General features: G+C 72.2%; 20 protein-coding genes. 10 read left to right on the top strand and 10 right to left on the bottom strand.

Annotation, left to right across the window (positions count from 1 at the left end):
* The first annotated feature begins 26 nt into the window (after positions 1-26).
* Positions 27-239: a dodecin gene (locus tag EV284_RS02525; protein WP_086694297.1), complete on the top strand. Its 213-nt coding sequence runs from the start codon at positions 27-29 to the stop codon at positions 237-239.
* Between the two features lie 41 nt (positions 240-280).
* Here EV284_RS02525 and EV284_RS02520 read toward each other — a convergent pair whose 3' ends face one another.
* Positions 281-772: a hypothetical protein gene (locus EV284_RS02520; RefSeq protein WP_130329781.1), complete on the bottom strand. Its 492-nt coding sequence runs from the start codon at positions 770-772 to the stop codon at positions 281-283.
* Positions 773-876: 104 nt separating this feature from the next.
* Between EV284_RS02520 and EV284_RS02515 the strand changes: the two genes are divergently transcribed.
* Together EV284_RS02515 and EV284_RS02510 are read left to right on the top strand one after the other, a co-directional pair.
* Positions 877-1071 carry an antitoxin gene (locus EV284_RS02515; RefSeq protein ID WP_086694295.1) on the top strand — a complete coding sequence of 65 codons (195 nt, stop codon included), beginning with the start codon at positions 877-879 and terminating at the stop codon, positions 1069-1071.
* Positions 1072-1205: 134 nt separating this feature from the next.
* The gene (locus EV284_RS02510; RefSeq protein ID WP_130329779.1) at positions 1206-2960 is read left to right on the top strand and encodes an NlpC/P60 family protein; all 1755 of its coding nucleotides are present in this window, start codon (positions 1206-1208) and stop codon (positions 2958-2960) included.
* An 88-nt stretch (positions 2961-3048) separates the two neighbouring features.
* Here EV284_RS02510 and EV284_RS02505 read toward each other — a convergent pair whose 3' ends face one another.
* The 3 genes from EV284_RS02505 to EV284_RS02495 are packed head-to-tail and all read right to left on the bottom strand — an operon-like array spanning position 3049 to position 6415.
* Complete coding sequence (locus EV284_RS02505; protein WP_130329777.1) at positions 3049-3798, bottom strand: succinate dehydrogenase/fumarate reductase iron-sulfur subunit; 750 nt, start codon at positions 3796-3798, stop codon at positions 3049-3051.
* The gene (locus tag EV284_RS02500; protein ID WP_130329775.1) at positions 3795-5741 is read right to left on the bottom strand and encodes a fumarate reductase/succinate dehydrogenase flavoprotein subunit; all 1947 of its coding nucleotides are present in this window, start codon (positions 5739-5741) and stop codon (positions 3795-3797) included. The genes EV284_RS02505 and EV284_RS02500 overlap by 4 nt, the downstream gene beginning before the upstream one ends.
* 2 nt (positions 5742-5743) lie before the next feature.
* Complete coding sequence (locus EV284_RS02495; RefSeq protein ID WP_130330996.1) at positions 5744-6415, bottom strand: succinate dehydrogenase; 672 nt, start codon at positions 6413-6415, stop codon at positions 5744-5746.
* Positions 6416-6534: 119 nt separating this feature from the next.
* On the opposite strand from EV284_RS02495, the gene EV284_RS02490 reads away from it, so the two are divergent.
* Together EV284_RS02490 and EV284_RS02485 are read left to right on the top strand one after the other, a co-directional pair.
* Positions 6535-7419: a LysR family transcriptional regulator gene (locus tag EV284_RS02490; RefSeq protein WP_130329773.1), complete on the top strand. Its 885-nt coding sequence runs from the start codon at positions 6535-6537 to the stop codon at positions 7417-7419.
* Between the two features lie 22 nt (positions 7420-7441).
* Entirely contained in the window at positions 7442-8743 is a 1302-nt protein-coding gene (locus tag EV284_RS02485; RefSeq protein WP_242625529.1) for a hypothetical protein, read from the top strand.
* A 42-nt stretch (positions 8744-8785) separates the two neighbouring features.
* Here the strand turns inward: EV284_RS02485 and EV284_RS02480 are convergent, their stop codons facing one another.
* The 3 genes from EV284_RS02480 to EV284_RS02470 form a co-directional block, all read right to left on the bottom strand.
* Positions 8786-10915, bottom strand: coding sequence for an EAL domain-containing protein (locus tag EV284_RS02480; RefSeq protein ID WP_130329771.1), 2130 nt, complete (start codon positions 10913-10915; stop codon positions 8786-8788).
* Positions 10912-11724, bottom strand: a complete 813-nt coding sequence (locus tag EV284_RS02475; protein WP_130329769.1) for an SAM-dependent methyltransferase — start codon at positions 11722-11724, stop codon at positions 10912-10914. The genes EV284_RS02480 and EV284_RS02475 overlap by 4 nt, the downstream gene beginning before the upstream one ends.
* A gap of 230 nt (positions 11725-11954) precedes the next feature.
* A complete protein-coding gene (locus EV284_RS02470) occupies positions 11955-12902 on the bottom strand; it encodes an SCO0930 family lipoprotein (RefSeq protein ID WP_130329767.1) in 948 nt (315 codons plus the stop codon).
* 832 nt (positions 12903-13734) lie between these two features.
* Here EV284_RS02470 and EV284_RS33490 point away from each other — a divergent pair.
* Together EV284_RS33490 and EV284_RS02460 are read left to right on the top strand one after the other, a co-directional pair.
* Positions 13735-13863 (top strand): hypothetical protein, encoded by a 129-nt coding sequence (locus EV284_RS33490; protein ID WP_278045803.1) that lies wholly within the window; start codon positions 13735-13737, stop codon positions 13861-13863.
* 30 nt (positions 13864-13893) lie between these two features.
* Entirely contained in the window at positions 13894-14652 is a 759-nt protein-coding gene (locus EV284_RS02460) for a DUF4239 domain-containing protein (RefSeq protein WP_130329763.1), read from the top strand.
* 92 nt (positions 14653-14744) lie between these two features.
* Here the strand turns inward: EV284_RS02460 and EV284_RS02455 are convergent, their stop codons facing one another.
* Positions 14745-15557 (bottom strand): hypothetical protein, encoded by an 813-nt coding sequence (locus EV284_RS02455; protein WP_130330991.1) that lies wholly within the window; start codon positions 15555-15557, stop codon positions 14745-14747.
* Between the two features lie 333 nt (positions 15558-15890).
* Between EV284_RS02455 and EV284_RS02450 the strand changes: the two genes are divergently transcribed.
* On the top strand, positions 15891-16580 hold the full coding sequence (locus tag EV284_RS02450; protein WP_130329761.1) for a class F sortase: 690 nt from the start codon (positions 15891-15893) through the stop codon (positions 16578-16580).
* 25 nt (positions 16581-16605) lie between these two features.
* Here EV284_RS02450 and EV284_RS02445 read toward each other — a convergent pair whose 3' ends face one another.
* Entirely contained in the window at positions 16606-17442 is an 837-nt protein-coding gene (locus tag EV284_RS02445; protein WP_130329759.1) for a polysaccharide deacetylase family protein, read from the bottom strand.
* A 152-nt stretch (positions 17443-17594) separates the two neighbouring features.
* Between EV284_RS02445 and EV284_RS02440 the strand changes: the two genes are divergently transcribed.
* Entirely contained in the window at positions 17595-18068 is a 474-nt protein-coding gene (locus tag EV284_RS02440; protein ID WP_130329757.1) for a universal stress protein, read from the top strand.
* On the opposite strand, the gene EV284_RS02435 is transcribed toward EV284_RS02440, so the two are convergent.
* The gene (locus tag EV284_RS02435; RefSeq protein WP_130329755.1) at positions 18004-19260 is read right to left on the bottom strand and encodes an MFS transporter; all 1257 of its coding nucleotides are present in this window, start codon (positions 19258-19260) and stop codon (positions 18004-18006) included. The two genes, EV284_RS02440 and EV284_RS02435, sit on opposite strands and share 65 nt — an antisense overlap.
* A gap of 110 nt (positions 19261-19370) precedes the next feature.
* Here EV284_RS02435 and EV284_RS02430 point away from each other — a divergent pair, with 110 nt between their 5' ends.
* The gene (locus tag EV284_RS02430) at positions 19371-20303 is read left to right on the top strand and encodes a LysR family transcriptional regulator (RefSeq protein ID WP_130329753.1); all 933 of its coding nucleotides are present in this window, start codon (positions 19371-19373) and stop codon (positions 20301-20303) included.
* The last annotated feature ends 57 nt before the right edge of the window (positions 20304-20360 follow it).

Below are 20360 nucleotides of genomic sequence, written 5' to 3'. Positions count from 1 at the left end.
CGTACGGCGAAGAGGAGCACCCGCCCATGTCGAACCACACCTACCGGGTCAGCGAGATCGTCGGCACCTCCACCGACGGTGTCGACCAGGCCATCCGCAACGCCATCGGCCGTGCCGACCAGACCCTGCGCAACCTGGACTGGTTCGAGGTCACGCAGGTCCGGGGGCAGATCGAGAACGGGCGGATCGAGAAGTACCAGGTGTGCCTGAAGGTGGGCTTCCGCCTGGAAGACGTCTGAGAGGGCCGAGAGGGCTGAGCCGTCCGCGCGGCACCGCCGGCTCAGGTCCGGCCCTCCTGCTCCTGGGCCTGCTGAAGCGCGGCCGAGGATTCGGCCCAGCGGGCCCGCACGACGGCGAAGCCGGCCCGCTCGGCCGCGTCGCAGACCAGCTCGTCGTCGTCCACCACGACCAGCACCTCACGCCGCCGGGCGATACCGCGCAGGATCTCCAGCTTGGTGGTCCGGGCGGGCCTGCGGTCGTGGCTGGGACGCATGTGCAGCTCGCCGTCCGGGAGTTGATGGAGGGCAAGCCAGTCGAGGGTGTCCCGGCGGCACCGCTCGGGGCGCCCGGTGAGGTACACGAGGTCGCAGGTGCGGGCGGCGGTACGGGCCATCGCCACGCCCTCCACCAGCGGCGGGTCGAGGGGCGCGGCGGCGAAGAACCCGTCCCAGTCCCTCGGGTGCCGCTGAAGGAAGTGCTGCCGGTGCGCGGTCTCCGCGAGGGTGTTGTCGAGGTCGAAGACGGTCACCGGCCGTTCGCTGCTGTGTGCCACGGGCCCACTGTAGGGCGGCCGTGCCCGCCGGGCGTTCAAGATGCGAAGCCGGGCGGGGCCGGTGACCCTGGGAGGGGAAGCCTCAAGCGACCAGGAGGGCTGCCATGTCCTTTATGGACAAGATCAAGGGAATGCTCAAGGGCCACGAAGACATGGCCGACAAGGGCATCGACAGGGGTGGCGACTACCTCGACCAGCGGACCGGCAACAAGCATCAGTCGCAGGTGGACACCGCCCAGGAGAAGCTCAGGGACCAGTTCGGCTCCCAGCAGCACCGCGACAACCCGCCGCACTCCTAGGACCCCGCGGGGACGGCCCGTACCGGTGTGACGCCGGGCGGAGCTCCTGACCAGGCACAGGACCGCGTCCGGTTCGGAACAGATCCGAGCCGGACGCGGTCGTGTGCGCGGCCGGTTGCGGGATCATGCATCCCATGATCGACACGTCACGCCGCGGCCTGCTGGCCGCCTTCGCCGTCACCGCCGCCTCCCTGCCCCTGGGCGTCCTGGCCACCACCCCCGCGCGGGCCGACGCCCTCCCGGCCCCCGTGGACCCGCTGCCCGCCCCGGCAGGGCTGACCTCGGCCCGCTCCTCGGTGACCCTGCCGCCGCTGGACGCCTCCTACTTCTCCCAGCTGACCCTCGCCGCGCCGCTCACCGCCACCGTGCTGCCCGGCACCCCGGCCCGCACCGAGATAACCAGCGGCGGCAGACGCGTCGCGCTGCTCACCCGGGGCGCGCGCACCGTGCTGGTGCCGGGCCCGCGAAGAACCTTCGCCGAGAACAAGCGGCCCTTCGTGGACGACTTCGGGCGCACGCTGCCGGACACCTCGCTCCCGGCCGCGGACCGCTCGTACTGGGGGACCTCTCCGGGCGGCGGGAGCTGGTCCACGCTGGGACCTGCGGACACCGACTACGCGGTACTGCCCGGCACCGGTGTCATCGCGCTGACCACGGACTACGCCAGCCGTCACGCGACGCTGCGGGACGACCGGATCACCGACGTGGACGTGCGCGCCACCGCCCGCTTCGACAAGGTGCCCACCGGCCAGGCATGCTCCTACGCGCTCTCCTTCGGCTACCAGGACACCCACAACGGCTACCGGGCCAGGCTCTCCTTCCTGACCAGCGGCGCGGTGGAACTGCGCGTCGAGAAGGAGGTCGCCGACACGGTCACCCAGCTCGCCACGGCCGCCACCCTCGCCACCGGCGTCCCGGCGGGCACCGACTGGACCATCCGGGTGCGCCGGGAGGGCTCCCGGACCAGGGTCAGGGCATGGCGTACGAGCACGGCGGAGCCCTCCGGCTGGGCGGTGGACGTCACGGACGCCACGTTCGGCGCGGGCCGGGTGGGCCTGCGGGCGCTCGCCAACCAGGGCTGCACCAACCTGCCGGTCAGGCTCCAGGTGAGCCGCTTCGAAGTGGACGCGGCGAACTGGGACACCCCGCCGACGGTCACCCACGGCGACTGGGTGCGTGTGCTGCCGGAGCCCTTCGACGGCACCTGGACGGCCGACCTGGAGCGCACGGTGCGCGGCTGGGCCGGGTCGACGGCGCCGGACGTGCTCGCGTACGCGGCGATGTTCCTCGGCGGCGCCCCGGCGGTCACCGCCGGGGACGGGCCGGCGCAGGGCGGGCAGGTGCTGGGCGAGGCCGGTTACGGCTACCTCGATCCGCAGGGCTACCGCTACGAGGGCGCCGACTTCCACGAGTACATGAACGTGGGCTGGACCTTCCCCGACGGCGCCCACACCGGGCCGTCCAGCAAGCAGGCCGGCAATCTGGACTGCTCCGGTTACACGCGGATGGTGTACGGCTACCACCTGGGCGTACCGCTGGCGGCGGGCGCGGACACCTCGGGGACGCGGATACCGCGCAAGTCGCGTGACATCGCCGACTACGCACCCGGTGTCGTCGTCGACCGGACGAACGGGACCGCGCCGCCCGTGGCCGCGCTGCTCCAGCCCGGTGACCTGGTGCTGTTCAACGCCGACTCCGGTGACGACCACCCGACGGTCACCGTGGACCACGTCGGGATCTACCTGGGCCCGGACGCCGACGGCAAGCGCCGCTTCCTGTCCAGCCGGAAGACGGTCGACGGTCCCACCATGTCCGACCTGGGCGGCGCGTCCCTCCTGGACGGCACCGGCACCTACGCCACGTCCCTGCACACCGTCCGCCGTATCTGACCCCTCGCCGGACAGGCAGACGGGGCCGGGGATGAGCACCACTCCCGGCCCCGCCCGTCCGCCCCTTGGCGAACGTCACTCGAGTTCCCTACCGCTTGCCCGCCTTGCGGGTCGCGCGCAGCCACTCCTTGTTCATGCCGGTGATGGAGAAGAGCGGGATGCCCTTGGGGCAGGCGGTGGCACACTCGCCGGCCAGGGTGCAGCCGCCGAAGCCCTCCGCGTCCATCTGGGCCACCATGTCCAGCACCCGCGTCTCCCGCTCGGGCGCGCCCTGCGGGAGGACGTTGAGGTGGTTGACCTTGGCCGAGGTGAAGAGCATCGCGGCGCCGTTGGGGCAGGCGGCCACGCAGGCACCGCAGCCGATGCACTCCGCGTGCTCGAAGGCGAAGTCCGCGTCGGGCTTGGGCACCGGCGTCGCGTGCGCCTCCGGGGCGGCGCCCGTGGGCGCGGTGACGTAGCCGCCGGCCTGGATGATCCGGTCGAAGGCGGACCGGTCCACCACCAGGTCCTTGATCACCGGGAAGGCGGCGGCCCGCCAGGGCTCGATGTCGATGGTGTCGCCGTCGCGGAAGGACCGCATGTGGAGCTGGCAGGTGGTGGTGCGCTCGGGTCCGTGGGCGTCGCCGTTGATGACGAGGCTGCACGCGCCGCAGATGCCCTCGCGGCAGTCGTGGTCGAAGGCGACGGGGTCCTCGCCCTGAAGGATGAGCCGTTCGTTCAGGACGTCGAGCATCTCCAGGAAGGACATGTCGGGCGAGATTCCGTCCACTTCGTAGGTGGACATGGCGCCGTCGGTGTCGGCGTTCCGCTGGCGCCAGACGCGCAGGGTGAGCCTCATGCGTAGCTCCGCTGGGTGGGATGGACGTACTCGAAGACCAGGTCTTCCTTGTGCAGGACGGGGGCCTCGCCGGTGCCGGTGAACTCCCAGGCGGCCGCGTAGCCGAACTCGTCGTCGCGGCGGGCCGCCTCTCCGTCCGGGGTCTGGGACTCCTCGCGGAAGTGGCCGCCGCAGGACTCGGCGCGGTGCAGGGCGTCGAGGCACATCAGCTCGGCCAGTTCGAGGTAGTCGACGATGCGATTGGCCTTCTCCAGGGACTGGTTGAACTCCTCGCCGGTGCCGGGCACCTTGATCCGGCGCCAGAACTCCTCGCGGATGCGGGGGATTTCGGCGAGCGCCTTGCGCAGGCCCTCGGCGTTGCGGGCCATGCCGCAGAACTCCCACATCAGCTCGCCGAGTTCACGGTGGAAGGAGTCGGGGGTGCGGTCGCCGTCGACGGCGAGGAGCAGGTCGACCCGGTCCTCGGTCTCGGCCAGCACCTCCCGCACCTCGGGGTGTCCGTCGGTCAGCGGCTCCTGGTGCGGGTGGCGGGCCAGGTAGTCGTTGAGGGTGGCCGGCAGCACGAAGTAGCCGTCGGCCAGGCCCTGCATCAGCGCGGAGGCGCCGAGCCGGTTGGCGCCGTGGTCGGAGAAGTTGGCCTCACCGATGGCGAAGAGTCCGGGGACGGTGGTCTGGAGGTCGTAGTCGACCCAGAGACCGCCCATCGTGTAGTGCACGGCGGGGTAGATCCGCATCGGCACCTCGTACGGGTCCTCGTCGGTGATCCGCTGGTACATGTCGAAGAGGTTGCCGTACCTGGCCTCGACCGCCTTGCGGCCCATGCGCGCGACGGCGTCGGAGAAGTCCAGGTAGACGCCCTGGCCGCCGGGGCCGACACCGCGCCCCTCGTCGCAGACGTTCTTGGCGGCGCGGGAGGCGATGTCGCGCGGGACCAGGTTGCCGAAGGAGGGGTAGATCCGCTCCAGGTAGTAGTCCCGCTCGTCCTCGGGGATCTCCTTGGGCGGACGGGTGTCGCCCTGCGCCTTCGGCACCCAGATACGGCCGTCGTTGCGCAGCGACTCGCTCATCAGGGTCAGCTTGGACTGGTGGTCGCCGGTGCGCGGGATGCAGGTGGGGTGGATCTGCGTGAAGCAGGGGTTGGCGAACAGCGCGCCGCGCCGGTGCGCCCGCCAGACGGCGGTGGCGTTGGAGTTCATGGCGTTGGTCGACAGGTAGAAGACGTTGCCGTAACCGCCGCTCGCCAGCACCACCGCGTCCGCGAAGTAGGTGTCGATCTTCCCGGTGACCAGGTCGCGGGCGACGATGCCGCGTGCCCGGCCGTCGACCACGATCAGGTCGAGCATCTCGGTGCGCGGGTGCATCTCCACGTTCCCGGCCGCGATCTGCCGGGACAGCGCCTGGTAGGCCCCGAGGAGCAGCTGCTGGCCGGTCTGGCCCCGGGCGTAGAAGGTGCGGGAGACCTGGACGCCGCCGAAGGAACGGGTGTCCAGCAGGCCGCCGTACTCGCGGGCGAAGGGCACGCCCTGGGCCACGCACTGGTCGATGATCTCCACCGAGATCTGGGCGAGGCGGTGCACGTTGGACTCGCGGGCGCGGAAGTCGCCGCCCTTGACGGTGTCGTAGAACAGCCGGTGCACGGAGTCGCCGTCGTTGCGGTAGTTCTTCGCCGCGTTGATGCCTCCCTGCGCCGCGATGGAGTGGGCGCGGCGCGGAGAGTCCTGGTAGCAGAACTGGACGACGTGGTAGCCCTGTTCGGCCAGCGTGGCGCCCGCCGAACCGCCCGCGAGGCCGGTGCCGACGACGATGACGGTGTGCTTGCGCCGGTTGGCCGGGTTGACCAGCTTGGCCTCGAAGCGGCGGGTGTCCCACCGCTCGTGGACCGGGCCGGAGGGGGCCTTGGTGTCGGCGACCGGATCGCCGGTCGTGTAGTCGGTGTAGGTCATGGTCAGCTCACCACTTGGGTCATGACGCCCACGGGTACGGCGATGAAGCCGGCCGTGAGCAGCAGCGCGAGGACGTTGGCGGTGGTCTTCAGGACCCGTTCGCGGGTCCGGCCGCCGGCGCCGAGGGTCTGGGCGGCGCTCCAGAAGCCGTGCCGGATGTGCAGGCCGAGGGCGAGCATCGCCACGATGTAGACGACGTTGCCGTACCAGGTGGAGAAGGTGTCCACCACGTTCTGGTACGGGTGGCCCTCCTGGAAGCCGCCAGGGTGTGCGGTGCCGGTGGTCAGGTCCAGGAGGTGCCAGACGATGAAGAGGCCGAGGATGACGCCGCCCCAGCGCATGGTCCGGGTGGCGTAGCTGGTGCGTGCCTTCCTGTGCACGTACTTGCTGGGCCGGGCCTTGATGTCACGGCGGCTGAGCTGGTAGGCGGCGGTGGCGTGGGCGACCACGGCGACGACCAGGACGACCCGGATGAGCCAGAGCGTCCAGTCGTAGTGCATGAACGGCTCACCGACCGTGCGCAGCCAGTGGGCGTAGCTGTTGAACTCGCCGGCCCCGAAGAAGATCTTCAGGTTCCCGATCATGTGCGCGACCAGGTACAGCAGCATCACGATGCCGCTGACGGCCATCACGGTCTTCTTGCCGACGGAACTGTCCCAGACCGTGCGCGCCATCGACGGCCGTCGGTCCGTCCGCGTTGCCAGAGCCATGGACAGGACGTTACGACCGGGCAACCCGATCGGTCCAAGACATGGATCGGCTCGTTTCCATAGCCTCTCGCTATCATTGAGGCGTGCAGTTCCAGCAGCTCCAGTACTTCGTCGCCGTGGCCGAGACCCGGCACTTCACCCGTGCCGCCGAACGGGTCCATGTCGCCCAGCCCTCGCTCTCCCAGCAGATCCGGGCGCTGGAGCGGGAGCTGGGCGCGGACCTGTTCGTCCGGGCGCGCGGCAACATCGCGCTGACCGACGCGGGCGAGGCGCTGCTCCCGCTGGCCCGCCGCATCCTCGCGGACGCGGACACCGCCCGGCAGGAGGTGCAGGAACTGGTCCAGCTCCGGCGCGGCCGGGTACGCCTCGGCGCGACCCCGAGCCTCTGCACGGGCCTGCTGCCGGACGTCCTGCGCGCCTTCCACGACCGCTACCCCGGCATCCAGCTCCTGATCCAGGAGAGCGGCTCCCGGGACCTGGTCCGCGAACTCGCCCGCGGCGCCCTCGACCTCGCCCTGATCGTCCTCCCCCTCCCGGCGCCCGCGCCCGCCCTGACCACGGTCGAGCTGCTGCGCGAAGACCTGGTGGTGGTCTCCTCCCCCGAGGCGCCCGCACCCGGCGGCGGCCGCCGCTCCGTCGAGATCGCCGACCTCGAGAACGAGCGCCTGGTGATGTTCCGCCACGGCTACGACCTCCGCGAACTCACCGTCAACGCCTGCCGTTCCGCCGGCTTCGAGCCGGAGTTCGCCGTCGAGGGAGGCGAGATGGACGCGGTCCTCGGTTTCGTCCGGGCGGGTCTGGGCGTGGCCGTCGTACCCCGGATGGTGGCCGCCCGGGCGGGACGGGGGCTCCGGGTGACCCCGCTCGCGCGCCCCGGCCTGTCCCGCACCATCGCCCTGGCCCACCGCAGCGACGTGGCTCCGCCACGGGGGGCAAGGGAGCTCCAGCGGATGCTGCTGGAGCGGTGATCAACGCCGCTACACTCGGCCGATGTCGCTACCGAGAACGCTGCGCCGGATATGGTCCGGCAGAACCTCGCTGGCCTGCGCATCCGTGTGCGGCGCCCTGGCCCTGCTCCTCACCAACCCCCAGCCGGCCTCCGCCGCCACGCCGTTGGCGCCCATGAACGCGTCGGTGATGAAGCTGACGGCGGGCGACTTCCAGAGCCGCTGGAACGCCATCGACGCCATCGAGGCGGGCGGCGCCGTCACCAGCTACTACGACCCGGACCAGGACGCGCTGGGCCCCCTGCTGACCGGCAACGGGCACACGGGCAGCCGGGGCCTGTGCCACCCGACCAACCTGAACTCCGCCTACTCCCCCGACGGCTTCTGCTGGGACCACGGCGACGACACCTCAGCCGACTGGACGCCCCAGGGCCTCACCGGCTCCCACGACGCCTCACCGGACGGCACCTGGCGCGGCCACTACGTCTACATCGCGTCCTGGCACTTCAAGGACAACACCTTCGCCCGCATCACGGTGGTGGACAACAGCCCAGGCGCCCCCACCACGTACAACCACATCATGCTGGTCGACCCGTACGGCAGCGGTGGTTCGGCGAACTTCCGGGCGGTCGGCGACCCCTCCTCCCCGGCGTCCCCCGCGCCCGGCGGACACGCGGACGGCATCTCCTGGTACGGCAACAAGCTCTTCCTGGCGACCGGTCACCAGATCCAGGTCTACGACCTGCGGCATCTGTGGAAGATGAGCGGCAACACCTCGGCGTCGGTCGGCATCCAGAACGGCGCGTCCTCCGCGCGGTACTTCAACTACGCGCTGCCGATGATCGGCATGTACTCCAACGGCAGGCCGGGCGACGGGTGCACGGACACCAACCCCTGCCTGACGTCGCTGAGCCTGGACCGCACCGGCGCGGACGGCCTGGTCACCTCCGAGTTCAACGCCACCGGCGGCCGCCCGGTCGTCCGCTGGCCGCTCTCCTCCAACGGGCTGCTGGAGACGGACACGGCCGGCAACAGCACGGGCACCGTGACGGCCACCGCCGCCTACCGGGTACCGATCTGGAAGGTGCAGGGCGCCGCGACCGACGGCACGTACTACTACTTCAGCGGCGAGTGCCCCGACTACGCGGGCAGCACCGACGCCGACGTCCCGTACTGCGTCCACCGGGCGAAGCCCGGCGAGGCGCCGCACGTACTGACGGAGGCCCCGCCGCTGACCCAGAACCTGTCGTGGTCCCCGCTCGCGGGGCGGCTCTGGGGCATCAACGAACGGGCGAACTACACCGACGGCAAGCGGGTGGTCTTCTCGGTCCACACCCCCAGCTGACCGGTACGGGGAGCCGGGTGTCCTGCCCGGCTCCCCGTCCGCTCAGCCCGTCGCGTCCGCCAGTGCCAGGGTGTGGAGCTGTTCCGGGGGGCCCGGGCGGGCGTAGTACCAGCCTTGGGCGGTGTCGCAGCCGAGGAGGCGGAGCTGGTCGGCCTGGGCACTGGTCTCCACGCCTTCCACCGTGACCGCGAGGTCGAGGCTGTGGGCGAGGGAGACGATGCCCTCGACGATCTTGAGGTCCACCGGGTCGGCGGGATACTGCTGCATGCCCTGGGTGAAGGAGCGGTCGAGCTTGAGGACGCTGACCGGGAGGCGGCGGAGGTTGGCGAGGTTGGAGTAGCCGGTGCCGAAGTCGTCCAGGGCTATGTCGACGCCCATCTCGGCGAGCCGGCGCAGCGGCTTCAGGAGGCCGTCGTCGGCGCCGATCAGCGCGGACTCGGTGACCTCCAGGCACAGCGCGTCCGGGGTGACACCGGCGCGCTCCAGGATGTCGACGGTGTCCTGCACCAGCCCGGGGTGGGTGAGCTGGCACGGGGAGAGGTTGACGTTGATCCGCAGCGGGCCGGCCGTCTTCTCCCGCCACGCACGGGCCTGCCGGATCGATTCCTCAAGGACCCACCGGCCCAGCGGCACGATCAGCCCGGTGTGCTCGGCGAGCGGGATGAAGCGGTCCGGACCGAGCACCCCGTGCTGCGGGTGCAGCCAGCGGACCAGGGCTTCCGCTCCGTTCACGGTGCCGTCGCCGAGATGGACCAGGGGCTGGTACTCGATGAAGAACTCGCCGCGTTCCAGCGCGCTCGGCAGCGCGGTGGTGAGCCCGTGCCGGGTGATCGCGCGGGCGTCCGCCTCCGGGTCGGCCAGCTCGGCCCGGTTGCCGCCCGCCGACTTGGCCCGGTACATCGTGATGTCGGCGCTGCGCAGCACCTCCGCCGCCGTACGCTCCCCCGCCGGGCCCTCCACGATGCCGAGGCTGCCGCGCACCAGGAGGTCGCGGCCGTCGATGCCGACCGGGGTGAGCAGCGCGTGGGTGATGCGTTCGGCCAGCTCCTCCACCCCGCGCTCGGTGTCGCGGCCGGTGGTGAGGGCCACGAACTCGTCGCCGCCGAGCCGGGCGACCATCTCGCCGGGCGCGGTGGTGCAGGACTGCAGCCGGTCCGCGACCTCCACCAGCAGCCGGTCGCCGGCCGCGTGGCCGAGGCTGTCGTTGATGGCCTTGAAGCCGTCGAGGTCGAGGTAGCACAGCCCGAAGCGCTGTCCCTCGCCCGCCGCGAGCGCCTTCTCCAGCCGCTCGAAGAACAGGGTCCGGTTGGGCAGCCCGGTCAGGGCGTCGTGGGTGGCCTCGTAGCGCAGCCGGAGATGGAGCAGCCGGCGCTCGGTGGTGTCCTCCAGCATCGCCATCTGGTACTGCGGGGTGCCGTCGGCGTCACGGAGCAGGGAGACGGTGAGGTTGGTCCACAGCGCGGTGCCGTCGGTCCGGTTGAACGCCTTCTCCACGTGGTAGTGGTCGCGTTCGCCGCGGACGAGTTCGTCGTACAGCCGCCAGGTCTGGGGCGCGTCCTCGGGGTGGGTCCAGTCCCGGACCCTCCGCCCCCGCATCATGGCCTCGGAGACGCCGAACATGCGCACCAGGGCGCCGTTGACCTGGAGGACGTTGCCGTCGAGGTCGGCGATGCCGATGCCGATCGCCGCGCCCTCGAACACCGCGCGGAAGCGGGCCTCGCTGGCGTGCAGGGCCTCGGCGACCACGCCCTGGGCACGGAGCGCGGCCTGCGCGATGGCCTCCTGCTCGGCACGGGTGCGCTCGCGCAGCGCTTGGGCGTACCCGGCGGCCATGGCGTGCTGCAACCGCGAGGAACGCATCCGGAGTTGGTCCTGGGGGCTGTCGTCACCGCAGTACAGGACGAGGTAGGCGTCGACGCAGTCCAGGGTGCGGACGAGCACCTCGGGATCGGTGCCGTGCGCCTCGACCAGCGCGGCGCCGACCGCCCGCGCCTCCCCGGCGTCGAAGCTCCTCGCCCTGAGCGCCAGGCTGAGTCGGTGGGCGAGGGGGAGCAGCCGCTCCTCGAACTCGGCGCGGGTGAGCGACGTGGAGGTGACGGGGTAGACGGCCCGGCTCCAGATCGTCGTCAGCCGCCGCACTCTGCCTTCCGGGCCGTCCGGCTCCGCGCTCACGCCGTACGCCCCACGCCGGCGAACCCGGAGAACGCGAAGTCGTCCTCGTCCTCGCGCGCCGACTCCGGCCGCCAGTCCGGGAGATGGACCAGTCCGGGGTCGAGCAGCTCGAAGCCGTCGAAGAAGCGGGCGATCTCCTCGCGCGAGCGCATGACCAGCGGGTTGCGGATGTCCCGGTACACGTCCACCGCGCCCTCGGCGCGCTCCTCGGCCAGCGGGATGCCCTCGTAGGAGGCGTGGGTGAGGATCAGCAGGCTGCCCGGCGCGAGCGAGGCGCGCAGTTCGGCCACCGCGCGGTGGGGTTCGTCGGCGTCCTCCAGGAAGTGCAGCACGGCCACCAGCAGCAGGGCCACCGGCCGGTCGAGGTCGATCAGCCGGGCCACCTCGGGGCTGGTGAGGATCTCCCGCGGCTTGCGCAGATCGGCGGCGACGACCCCGGCGTCCTCGTTCCCGGTGAGCACCGCCTGGCTGTGCGCGACGGCGACGGGGTCGTGGTCGACGTAGACGACGCGGGCGCCGGGCCGGGCGGCCTGGGCTATCTCGTGGACATTGCCGAAGGTCGGGATGCCGGAGCCGACGTCGAGGTACTGGTCGATGCCCTGCTCGGCGGCGAACCGCACGGCCCGGCGCAGGAACGCCCGGTTGGCCTGCATGATCTTGGGCAGGCCGGGGAGGAACTCCATCGCCTTGCGGGCCGCTTCCCGGTCGACCTCGAAGTTGTGCGAACCGCCCAGGTAGTAGTCGTACATGCGCGAGACGCTCGGCACCGAGATGTCGATGCTCCGGGGGGCCCAGGCGGGGCGCTCCATGTATCACTCCAAGGCGTAGGCGGCAGGGACGGGCGAGCCGGTGTTCGAGCTGAGGCTACTGATCGCCCGCCAAAGGGGCGACCCGAAACGGAAATTGACCATCCGTTCCCGGTCACCGCCTGCGGGAAGTACCCGTCCGACCCCGCTGGGTGACTGCCCGGGCGCACGGCGCAGGGCCCGCCCCCTCCGTGTGACACGGACGGTGCGGGCCCTGCGCGGGGCGGTGACCGCTACTGGGCGGGCGCGCCGATCGGCTTGCCCTCGGGTGATACGGCGTACCAAGTGCCGCCCACGCCCTGGCCGTTGGTGTCACCCGGCGCCTTGTCACCGGAGAAGGTGTAGATGGGCCAGCAGTTGACCGACATCTGCTTCACGCCGTCGGGGCGGGTGAAGGGCATCAGGCCCTTCTTCTTGACGCCCTGGGTGTCGTCGGCGCTCACCGGCGCGACCGCCGGCCACTTCTCCAGGCACGCTCCGGTGCAGTTGGAGACGGACTTGGGCCACGCCTTGTCCTTGAGGAAGCGGTAAACCGTGCGGCCGTTCTTGTCGACGACGATGTCACCGAGCTTGGGGTCCTTGCGGACGGAGAGGCCGGGCAGCGAAGTCAGGGACGCCTTCTTGCCGTTGGGGGCGAGCGCGAACCACTTGCCGCCGACACCCTGGCCGTTGACGTCGCCGGAGTTGAGATCCTTGGCGTAGCGGTACGCGGGCCAGCCGCCGATGGTGAGCTGCTTGCTGCCGTCGGCGCGGGTGACCTCGCCCAGCATGGCCTTGTCGATACCGGCCCCGGCGTTGGCGTCGTCGGCGGGGACCGGGGGCCAGGTGGTGGCGCAGTCGCCGTCGCAGTTGGTCTTCGGCGGCTCGGCCGTGTCCTTGTCGAAGCGGTACAGGGTGAGGCCCGAACCGTCGGTGAGCACGTTTCCGAGCTGCGGGTTGGTGGCCACCGTCAGCTTGCCCGCGGGGGCGGCGGGGGTCGGGGAGGCGCTGCTCTGGGCTCCGTCGGCGCCGTAGCCGTTGCCCGCGGCGACTCCGGTGCCGATACCGGCTGCGCTGGCCGACGCTCCCACGTTCTGGGCCGCCGCCGGGGGCGTGACGTTGTCCTGACCGCACGCCGTGGTCAGCGCCAGCACCGAAGCGGCCGTGGCCACCAGTGCGGCGGTCCGCCAGGAGGTCTTCATCCTCAACTCCCCATTTTCGCCAGTTTGTTGCGGCGCCACTGAGGCACCGCACGGCCATGGGTACGGGGCGCGGGGGGCGGAGCGTTCAACGGGGCGGCGAAAAACTTTCGGCGGTGCGCGACGGGGCGTGCCGAGGGGGTGGCGGTGCGTACGGGCGTACCCATCCGTCCGGCGGGGTCGCCCGGCATGTCAAACCAGGCGGAGCGCGTTGTCCCTCCTTCGGACCAATTGCCGTACGAACGGCGGCCGGGGCCTCGCAGAGCCCTCCATGATCTCGCTCGTGCAAGGTCCCCAAGCAACCCGATGCGCGGTCGCCACCAGGGCGTTGGCGCTGCTCGCGGTGGTGTGGAGCGTGGTCGGCTGCCCGGTCGGCACGGCGTCGGCCGACGCCTGCGCCTACGCCTCCACGGGCCCGGACGGCACGGTGGCCGTGGCGGTGGCCGGAAACCACCATCCCGGCCCCCCGCCCTGCCATCCGCCACCCCCGCCCCCGTGCCCGCCGACGCCCACGCCCACGCCGACCCCTACCCCGACTCCCACGCCCACCCCGACACCTCCACCACCGCCCCCGCCCACCCCGACACCGACGCCGACTCCCACTCCGACCCCCGCTCCGCCGCCTCCCGCTCCGCCGCCGCCCAAGCCGCCGCCACCCAAGCCGCAGCCGCGGCCGACGCCGCCCGCTCCCGAGCCCCCCGTCCGGCCGGCGCCGCCACCGGCACCGCGCCCGGCCCCGACCCCACCGCCCCCGCCCGCCCCGGCACCCGAACCGCCGCCACTCCGGCCGGCGCCGAAGCCGCCGAAGCCCACCCCCCGGCCGACGGTGACCCCGGTGAGCTACCCGGCGTACCACGCCCGTCCCGCCCGGCACATCGCCCGCTCCCACACCTCGCCGGTCCGCTACGTCCTGCTCGTCACCATCCCCGCGATCGTCGCCGTCGCGGCGCTGCGCCCGCGGTGACGCGGCCGCACCCACCCCTGGAGGTATCCGTTGTCGGATTGGCTCGTTCTCGTCCTGGCCATGCTGGGCGCCTGTGCCGTGGTGGTGCTGATCACCCTCGTCCGGCACCGGCGGGCGCCGGAGGACGAGGACCCCAGCGAGACGCCCGACGTCATCGAGTACATGACGATGTGGATCGGGGTGGTGTACGCCATCGTGCTGGGCCTCGCCATCGCGGGCGTCTGGGAGGCGCGCAGCGCGGCCGGGGACACCGTCCAGGCCGAGGCGCAGGCACTCCACGAGGTGTCCGAGCGCGTCCGGGTGTACCCGGCGGACGTACGTGACCAGGTCCGCGCGGACATCGACGCGTACGTCTCGTACGTCGTGGACACCGAGTGGAAGTCGATGACGGACAAGGGGGAGGTCACCGCGCGGGGTTCGCGGCTGCTGGACACGGTGCGGCAGGACGTGACGGACTACCAGCCGCGCAGCGACTTCGAGGCGCAGGCGTACCAGCCGCTGGTGGACCAGGTGGCCGCGGCCGACCAGGCCCGCAACGCCCGCGCCGACTCCACCGGCCCGACCATGCCGCCCGTGGTGTGGTGGGGGCTGCTCGCCGGGGCCGTGATCACGGTGGGGATGGTGTTCGCCCTCCAGATCCGGCGTACCGCGCGGGAACTGGTCCTCGCGGGGCTGTTCTCGGCCACCATCGCGTTCATGCTGTTCCTGATCTGGGACTTCGACGCCCCCTTCAGCCGGGGCATCGCGGTGACGGCGGAGCCGTTCCTGACGCTGTTCCCGCACGCCTAGGAATGCCGGAGGCCCTCGTCCCGGCCCGGCGAGGGGTGGGACGAGGGCCTGTGCGGGCATCTCCCGCGCCGGCGAGGACGCGGGGACGTGACTCAGGCGCGCTTCTCGGTGCGGCGGCGCAGCCAGACGGCGCCGCCGCCGAGTGCGGCGGAGGCGACGAGGCCGCCGCCGATGGCCATGTCCGCGCGGGTGGCGCCGGAGGTGGTGCTGCCGCCGAGGCCGCCGTTGACACCGCCGATCACGGTGAAGGCGTTGGGGCGGGTCAGGGTGCGGCCGCCGCATTCGACGGTGATGTCGTAGCGGCCGGGGCGGGCGTTGCGGTCGACGGTGACGGTGACGCGGGAGGCGCTGCCGTTCCCCTGCAGCCGGGCGGCGCGGAAGGCGCGCGAGGTGACGGTGCCGCCGCGGCAGCCCTCGACGGCGATGGTCAGGCGCCCGCCGGCGGGGAGGACGCTGGGGGTGACGAGGATGTTGCGGAGGTTGCCGTCGTTGCCACCGCCGCCGTGACCGCCGTTGCCGTCGCCACCGCCGAAGTTGTCGTTCCCGTGCCCGTTGCCGTTGCCGTTGCCGTTGCCGAAGTTGTCGTTGCCCCGGTTGCCGTTGTTGAAGTTGCCGTTCCCGTTGCCGTTCCCGAAGTTCCCGTGGTTGTTGAAGTTGCCGTTGCCGTTCCCGTTGAAGTTCCCGTTCCCGTTGAAATTGCCGTTGCCGTTGAAGTTCCCGTTGCCGTTGTTGAAGTTGCCGTTGAAATTGCCGTTCCCGTTGAAGACCCCGGTGTTCGGGCTGACGCCCGTCACGGTGGTGGTGCCGTTCCCGTTGCCCATGCCGTCCGCGACGGCGACGGGGGCGGCGAGACCGAGCACGGCGATCGCGGCGCACGTGGCCGCCAAGGCACGCTGGTTACGCATGTGTTCCTCCGCGAGAGGCACGCCGGGGCCGGTCCCCGGTCGATCGGCGAGAAAGCGCCTCCCGACAGAACCCTCGGCCGCAAGGAACACGCCCGCATGTCGAGAATGGTCCGTCCTGGTGAGGACCCCTCCTGTCCGACAACCACACAATCGGATATCGCCGCAGGTCACACCCCGTCAGAAATTATCTCCGCTCTGCAACTCGGATGGCGCACCGGAAAGCGGGGCCGCCACCCGTTCGCCCGCCGCCCCGTCGCCGCCCCTCCGCTCGGGACTTAGCGTTTTCCCATGCGCGACGGACGTGGTGACAGCCGCGTCGAGAGGGGATGGCGAATGTCTGCGTCCGAGCTGGCGGAGTGGAGCGAACGGGAGGAGCGGCGCAGAAGACGCGCCCCCTGGGGCGTGCTGGCGCTCGTGCTGCTGACCGGTGTGGCGCTGATCCGGAACGGGTCCGGCGAGTTCGACGTCGGCCCCCCGCAACCCGCGGCGGCCGCCGCCCCGGCCCCCGACACGAGGTCCGCACCGAGCACCGAGGGGCCCGCGCCCGCCTCGGCCCCGGTCGGCCTGTCGTTCTCCCCCGCGGACCGGGTCCGCATCCCGGCGATCCAGGTCGACGCCCCGGTCACCCCGGTGGGCCTGGACGCGGACGGCTGGGTCGGCGCGCCCCCGCCCGAGGACCCGAACCTGGCCGGCTGGTTCACCGGCGCGGTCTCCCCCGGCGAGAAGGGCACTTCGGTGATCGTCGGCCATGTCGACAACACCCGGGGGCCGGCCGTCTTCTACGGGCTCGGCGCACTGAAGAAGGGCGACCGGGTCGAGGTGGCCCGGCAGGACGGCCGGACCGCGGTGTTCGAGGTGTACGGGGTCGAGGTCTTCGAGAAGAGCAAGTTCCCCGGCGACCGCGTCTACGGCTCCAAGGGCACCCCGGAACTGCGGGTGATCACCTGCGGTGGCGGCTTCTCCAAGCAGAACGGCTACGACGGCAACGTGGTCGTCTTCGCCCGCCTGGTCACGGGAGCCTGAGCCCCCGCGACCGGAGGCGGACGGTCTAGGTCATGCGGCGGGGCGGGACGGTGAGGTGGTAGCCGTGGTCGAGCAGATAGGGCAGGTACTCGCGGATCGCGCGGACGCTCTGCGTCCGGTCGCCCCCGGCGTCGTGGGAGAGGATGACGACGCCGGGGGCGGCGCCGTGTTCGACCCGCTTGACGACCGTGCTCGTGCCGGGGGTCATCCAGTCGGTGGTGTCGACGGTCCAGGCCATCGGCTCCATGCCCATCTCGGCACCGAGCTGGAAGGTGGCCCGGTTCCAGGCGCCGTAGGGGGCGCGGAACCACTGCGGGCGGTCCCCGTAGGCGTCCTCGATGACGTCGCTGGTCCGCTCGATCTCGTCGCGGATGTCACGCCGGGACATCTCGGTGAGCAGCGGGTGGGTCCAGGTGTGGTTGCCGACCACATGTCCCTCCTCGGCCATCCGGGCCAGGAGTTCCTTGTTGTCGACGGCCATCTCCCCGCACACGAAGAACATCGCGCGTACGTCGTACTTGGCGAGGGTGTCCAGGATGTGCGGGGTGTAGTCGGGGTGGGGGCCGTCGTCGAAGGTGAGCATCATGTTCCGGCCCCTGCCGGTGAGGCGCAGGATGGGCTGGTGACGCACCTTCAGCTTGCCGGGGGCGGTGTGCGGGCTGCCGGAGCCGATGAGGGGCTGGAGGCGGAACGCGGAGGGCTTGAGGGCCTGCCGGGCCTGGGGCCCGGCGAGGCCGGCGGTGGTGCGGGCGGCCTCGTCGCCACCGCCCGACATGAGGACTCCCCCGGCGCCCGCGGCGCCGAGGACGGCGGCCGATCCGAGGAGCATCCGGCGCCGTGTGAACAACTGATCCTTCTCCATGAACCATCAGTCGCCCGCCGGCCCCGCGCCGCACCGCACCGACACCGGTGCGGCGGGTCCGGTCCACCCGGTCGGCCCAGTGGCGGCCCGATTCCGAAGGCACCGCTGCCCGCGCACTGGACGGAACGGCGGCTTCCGATAGCCTCACCGCCGTGACGGAACAGCAGGCAGAGCACGAGCGGCACCGGTTCGAGCGGGGCACGGACGGTCCCAAGGTCATCGTCGTCGGCGTGGACGGCTCCGACTCCTCGCTGCGGGCGGCCGCCTACGCGGGCGGTCTGGCCCGGCGCCAGGGGGCGCTCCTGGCGGTGGTGTACGTGCAGCCGGTGCTGGCGGCCGGGGCGGCGCTCGGGGTGCCGGTGGCGCAGGCCACGGACGAGATCGCCGAGGACCTGATCGCGCAGATCAGGGAGGCGGCGGAGCGGGTGAAGGGGATATTCGAGGTGCGCTGGGAGTTCCACACCTTCCGCGGCGACCCCTTCAACGGCCTGGTGCAGGCGGCCGGCGAGCTGAAGGCGGACGCGGTGGTCGTGGGCGCCTCGGAGCAGGCCGGACACCGGATCATCGGGTCGGTGGCGATCCGGCTGGTGAAGGCGGGGCGGTGGCCGGTGACCGTCGTCCCGTAGCCAGGGGCCGCAGCATCGGCGCGGTCGCCAGGAGCAGTACCCCGGCCGCGGCGATGGCGGTGCGCGGGCCGGTGAGCGAGGCGAGCAGGCCCCACAGCGCGGTCAGCGCGGCCGTACCGGTCTTGGTGGAGACCGACCAGGCGGAGAGCGTACGGGCCAGGCGGTCGTCGGGGGTGCGCTCCAGCCGCTCGGCGGCCAGCACCGGGTTGAACACGCCCGCGCAGGTGATCAGGCACAGCTCGACCGCCATGACGAGGACCAGGCCGGCCACACCGGGCCGGACGAACGCCAGTCCCACCGGCCAGCAGGCCCGCAGCACGCCCGAGGTGAGCAGCACGCGGCGCCTGCCGTAGCGGGCGGCGAGGGGGCGGGCGAGCCGGGAGCCGAGAAGTCCGCCGAGGCAGGGCACGGCGAAGGCGAGGCCGTAACTCCAGGGTGCGAAGCCGAGCGGGCCGAGCATGAGGACGGCGAGCGGCGGGGCCTGCGCCATGATCAGTCCGTTCACCAGGACCGTGTTGAGGAACAGCGGACGCAGCTCGGGGCTGTCGAGCAGGTGCCGCCAGCCGTCGAGCAGACCGGCGGCGCGCGGCCGCGCCGGGTCGCGGGGCGGGCGTTCCGGGGCGGTCTCGGTGCCCTTGACGGCACGGATGCCGAGGGCGGACAGCAGGAAGCTCAGGGCGTTGGCGGCGACCGTCACCACGGGCCCGAACAGGCCGACGGCGGCGCCGCCGAGCGGGGGCCCGAGCACGGTGGCGGTCCAGGTGGTGGACTCGAACCTGCTGGTGGCGGTGAGCAGCCCGGCGGGCGGGACGAGGCTTTTCAGTTGGGCGCCGGAGGCCGCGGTGAAGGTGAGGTCGGCGGCGGCCACGACCATGGAGACGAGCAGCAGCTGGCCGAAGCCGAGCACCCCGAGGAAGTGGGCCGCGGGGACGGCGAGCAGGGCGGCGCACCGGACCAGGTCCGCCATGATCATGACGGGTCGCTTGCGGCGGAACTCCATCCAGGGTCCGAGCGGCACCGCCAGCACCGCGCCCACGGCCGGTCCGGCGGATGCCAGCAGGGCCACCTGGGCGGGGCCCGTGTGCAGCACGAGGAGCGCGATCAGCGCGAAGGCGTCGAACGCCAGCCAGGTCCCGGCCGCGCTCACGGCGTACGCCGCCCACAGCCACCCGAACCGCGACCCCAGCTTCATCGCACAACCTCTCGTTGACCGAGGTCATGAAATCCGCCGGGGCAGGACGGGAGCAAACAACCAGATCCCACACCGGCACAACCACTGGTTGTACGACTACCCTGTCGGCCATGGACCTCAAGGCCGTACGCACCTTCGTCGCCGTGGCGGACACGGGGCAGTTCCAGGAGGCGGCCGCCGTGCTCGCCATCACCCAGCAGGCGGTGTCCAAACGGATCGCGGCGCTGGAGCGGGACCTCGGGGTGCGGCTGTTCACCCGGACCGCGCGGGGCGCGGAACCGACGCTGGACGGGCGGGCGTTCCTGCCGCACGCGCGGGCACTGCTGCTGGCCGAGGAGCGTGCGGCCGCCTCGGTCCGGCCGGGGCGCCGAGCGCTCCGGGTGGACGTGATCGGCCCGAGGGTGGCCCCGGCCGTCCTGCTGCGCGGCTTCCACGAGGCGCATCCGGGGGTGGAACTGGACGTGGTCACGCTGTTCGACGCGGACACCGCCGTGGCCGCCGTGCGGGCGGGCCGGGTCGACGCGACCTTCCGCGCGGTCGGCATGCCGGGCAGGCCGCTGCCCGAGAGCCTGGCGAGCGCCCGCGTGCTGGACGAGCCGCTGCATCTGCTCACCGGCCCGGAGCACGCCCTCGCCGACGCGGACTCGGTGACCCCGGCCGGGCTGGCCGGGCACCGGATCTGGATGCCGAGCATCGTGGAGGGCGTGGAGTGGGCCGCGTACTACGCCTCCCTGGCGGCGGAGTTCGGGCTCACCATCGACTCGGCGGGTCCCAACTTCGGCAGCACCGCGATGCTGGACCGGATCGCCGGGTCACCGGAGCTGGCGACGTTCATGGGTGAGCACCCCCGGCTCGCCTGGCCCGCCGGGCACGATCTGCGGCGGATTCCGGTCACCGGACCGACGCCGGTCTATCCGCACTCCCTGATCTGGGACCGGGCCAACGCCCACCCGGGCCTCGCTGCCCTGCGCGCGCATCTGGCCGGCGGCTCCGAGGCGCCGCGCGTCTCCGGCACCTGGGTACCGGACTGGGCCGTGGCCTGAGGCGTCGTGCGTGGCGTCTTCCGAACCGGCCGGTGCTGAGCCATCATGATCCGCCGT

The sequence above is a fragment of the Streptomyces sp. BK022 genome, from assembly GCF_004217355.1.
Classification (GTDB): Bacteria; Actinomycetota; Actinomycetes; order Streptomycetales; family Streptomycetaceae; genus Streptomyces; species Streptomyces griseoluteus.
Note: the sequence above shows the minus strand (reverse complement) of the source record. Positions and strands in the feature narration are given on the sequence as shown.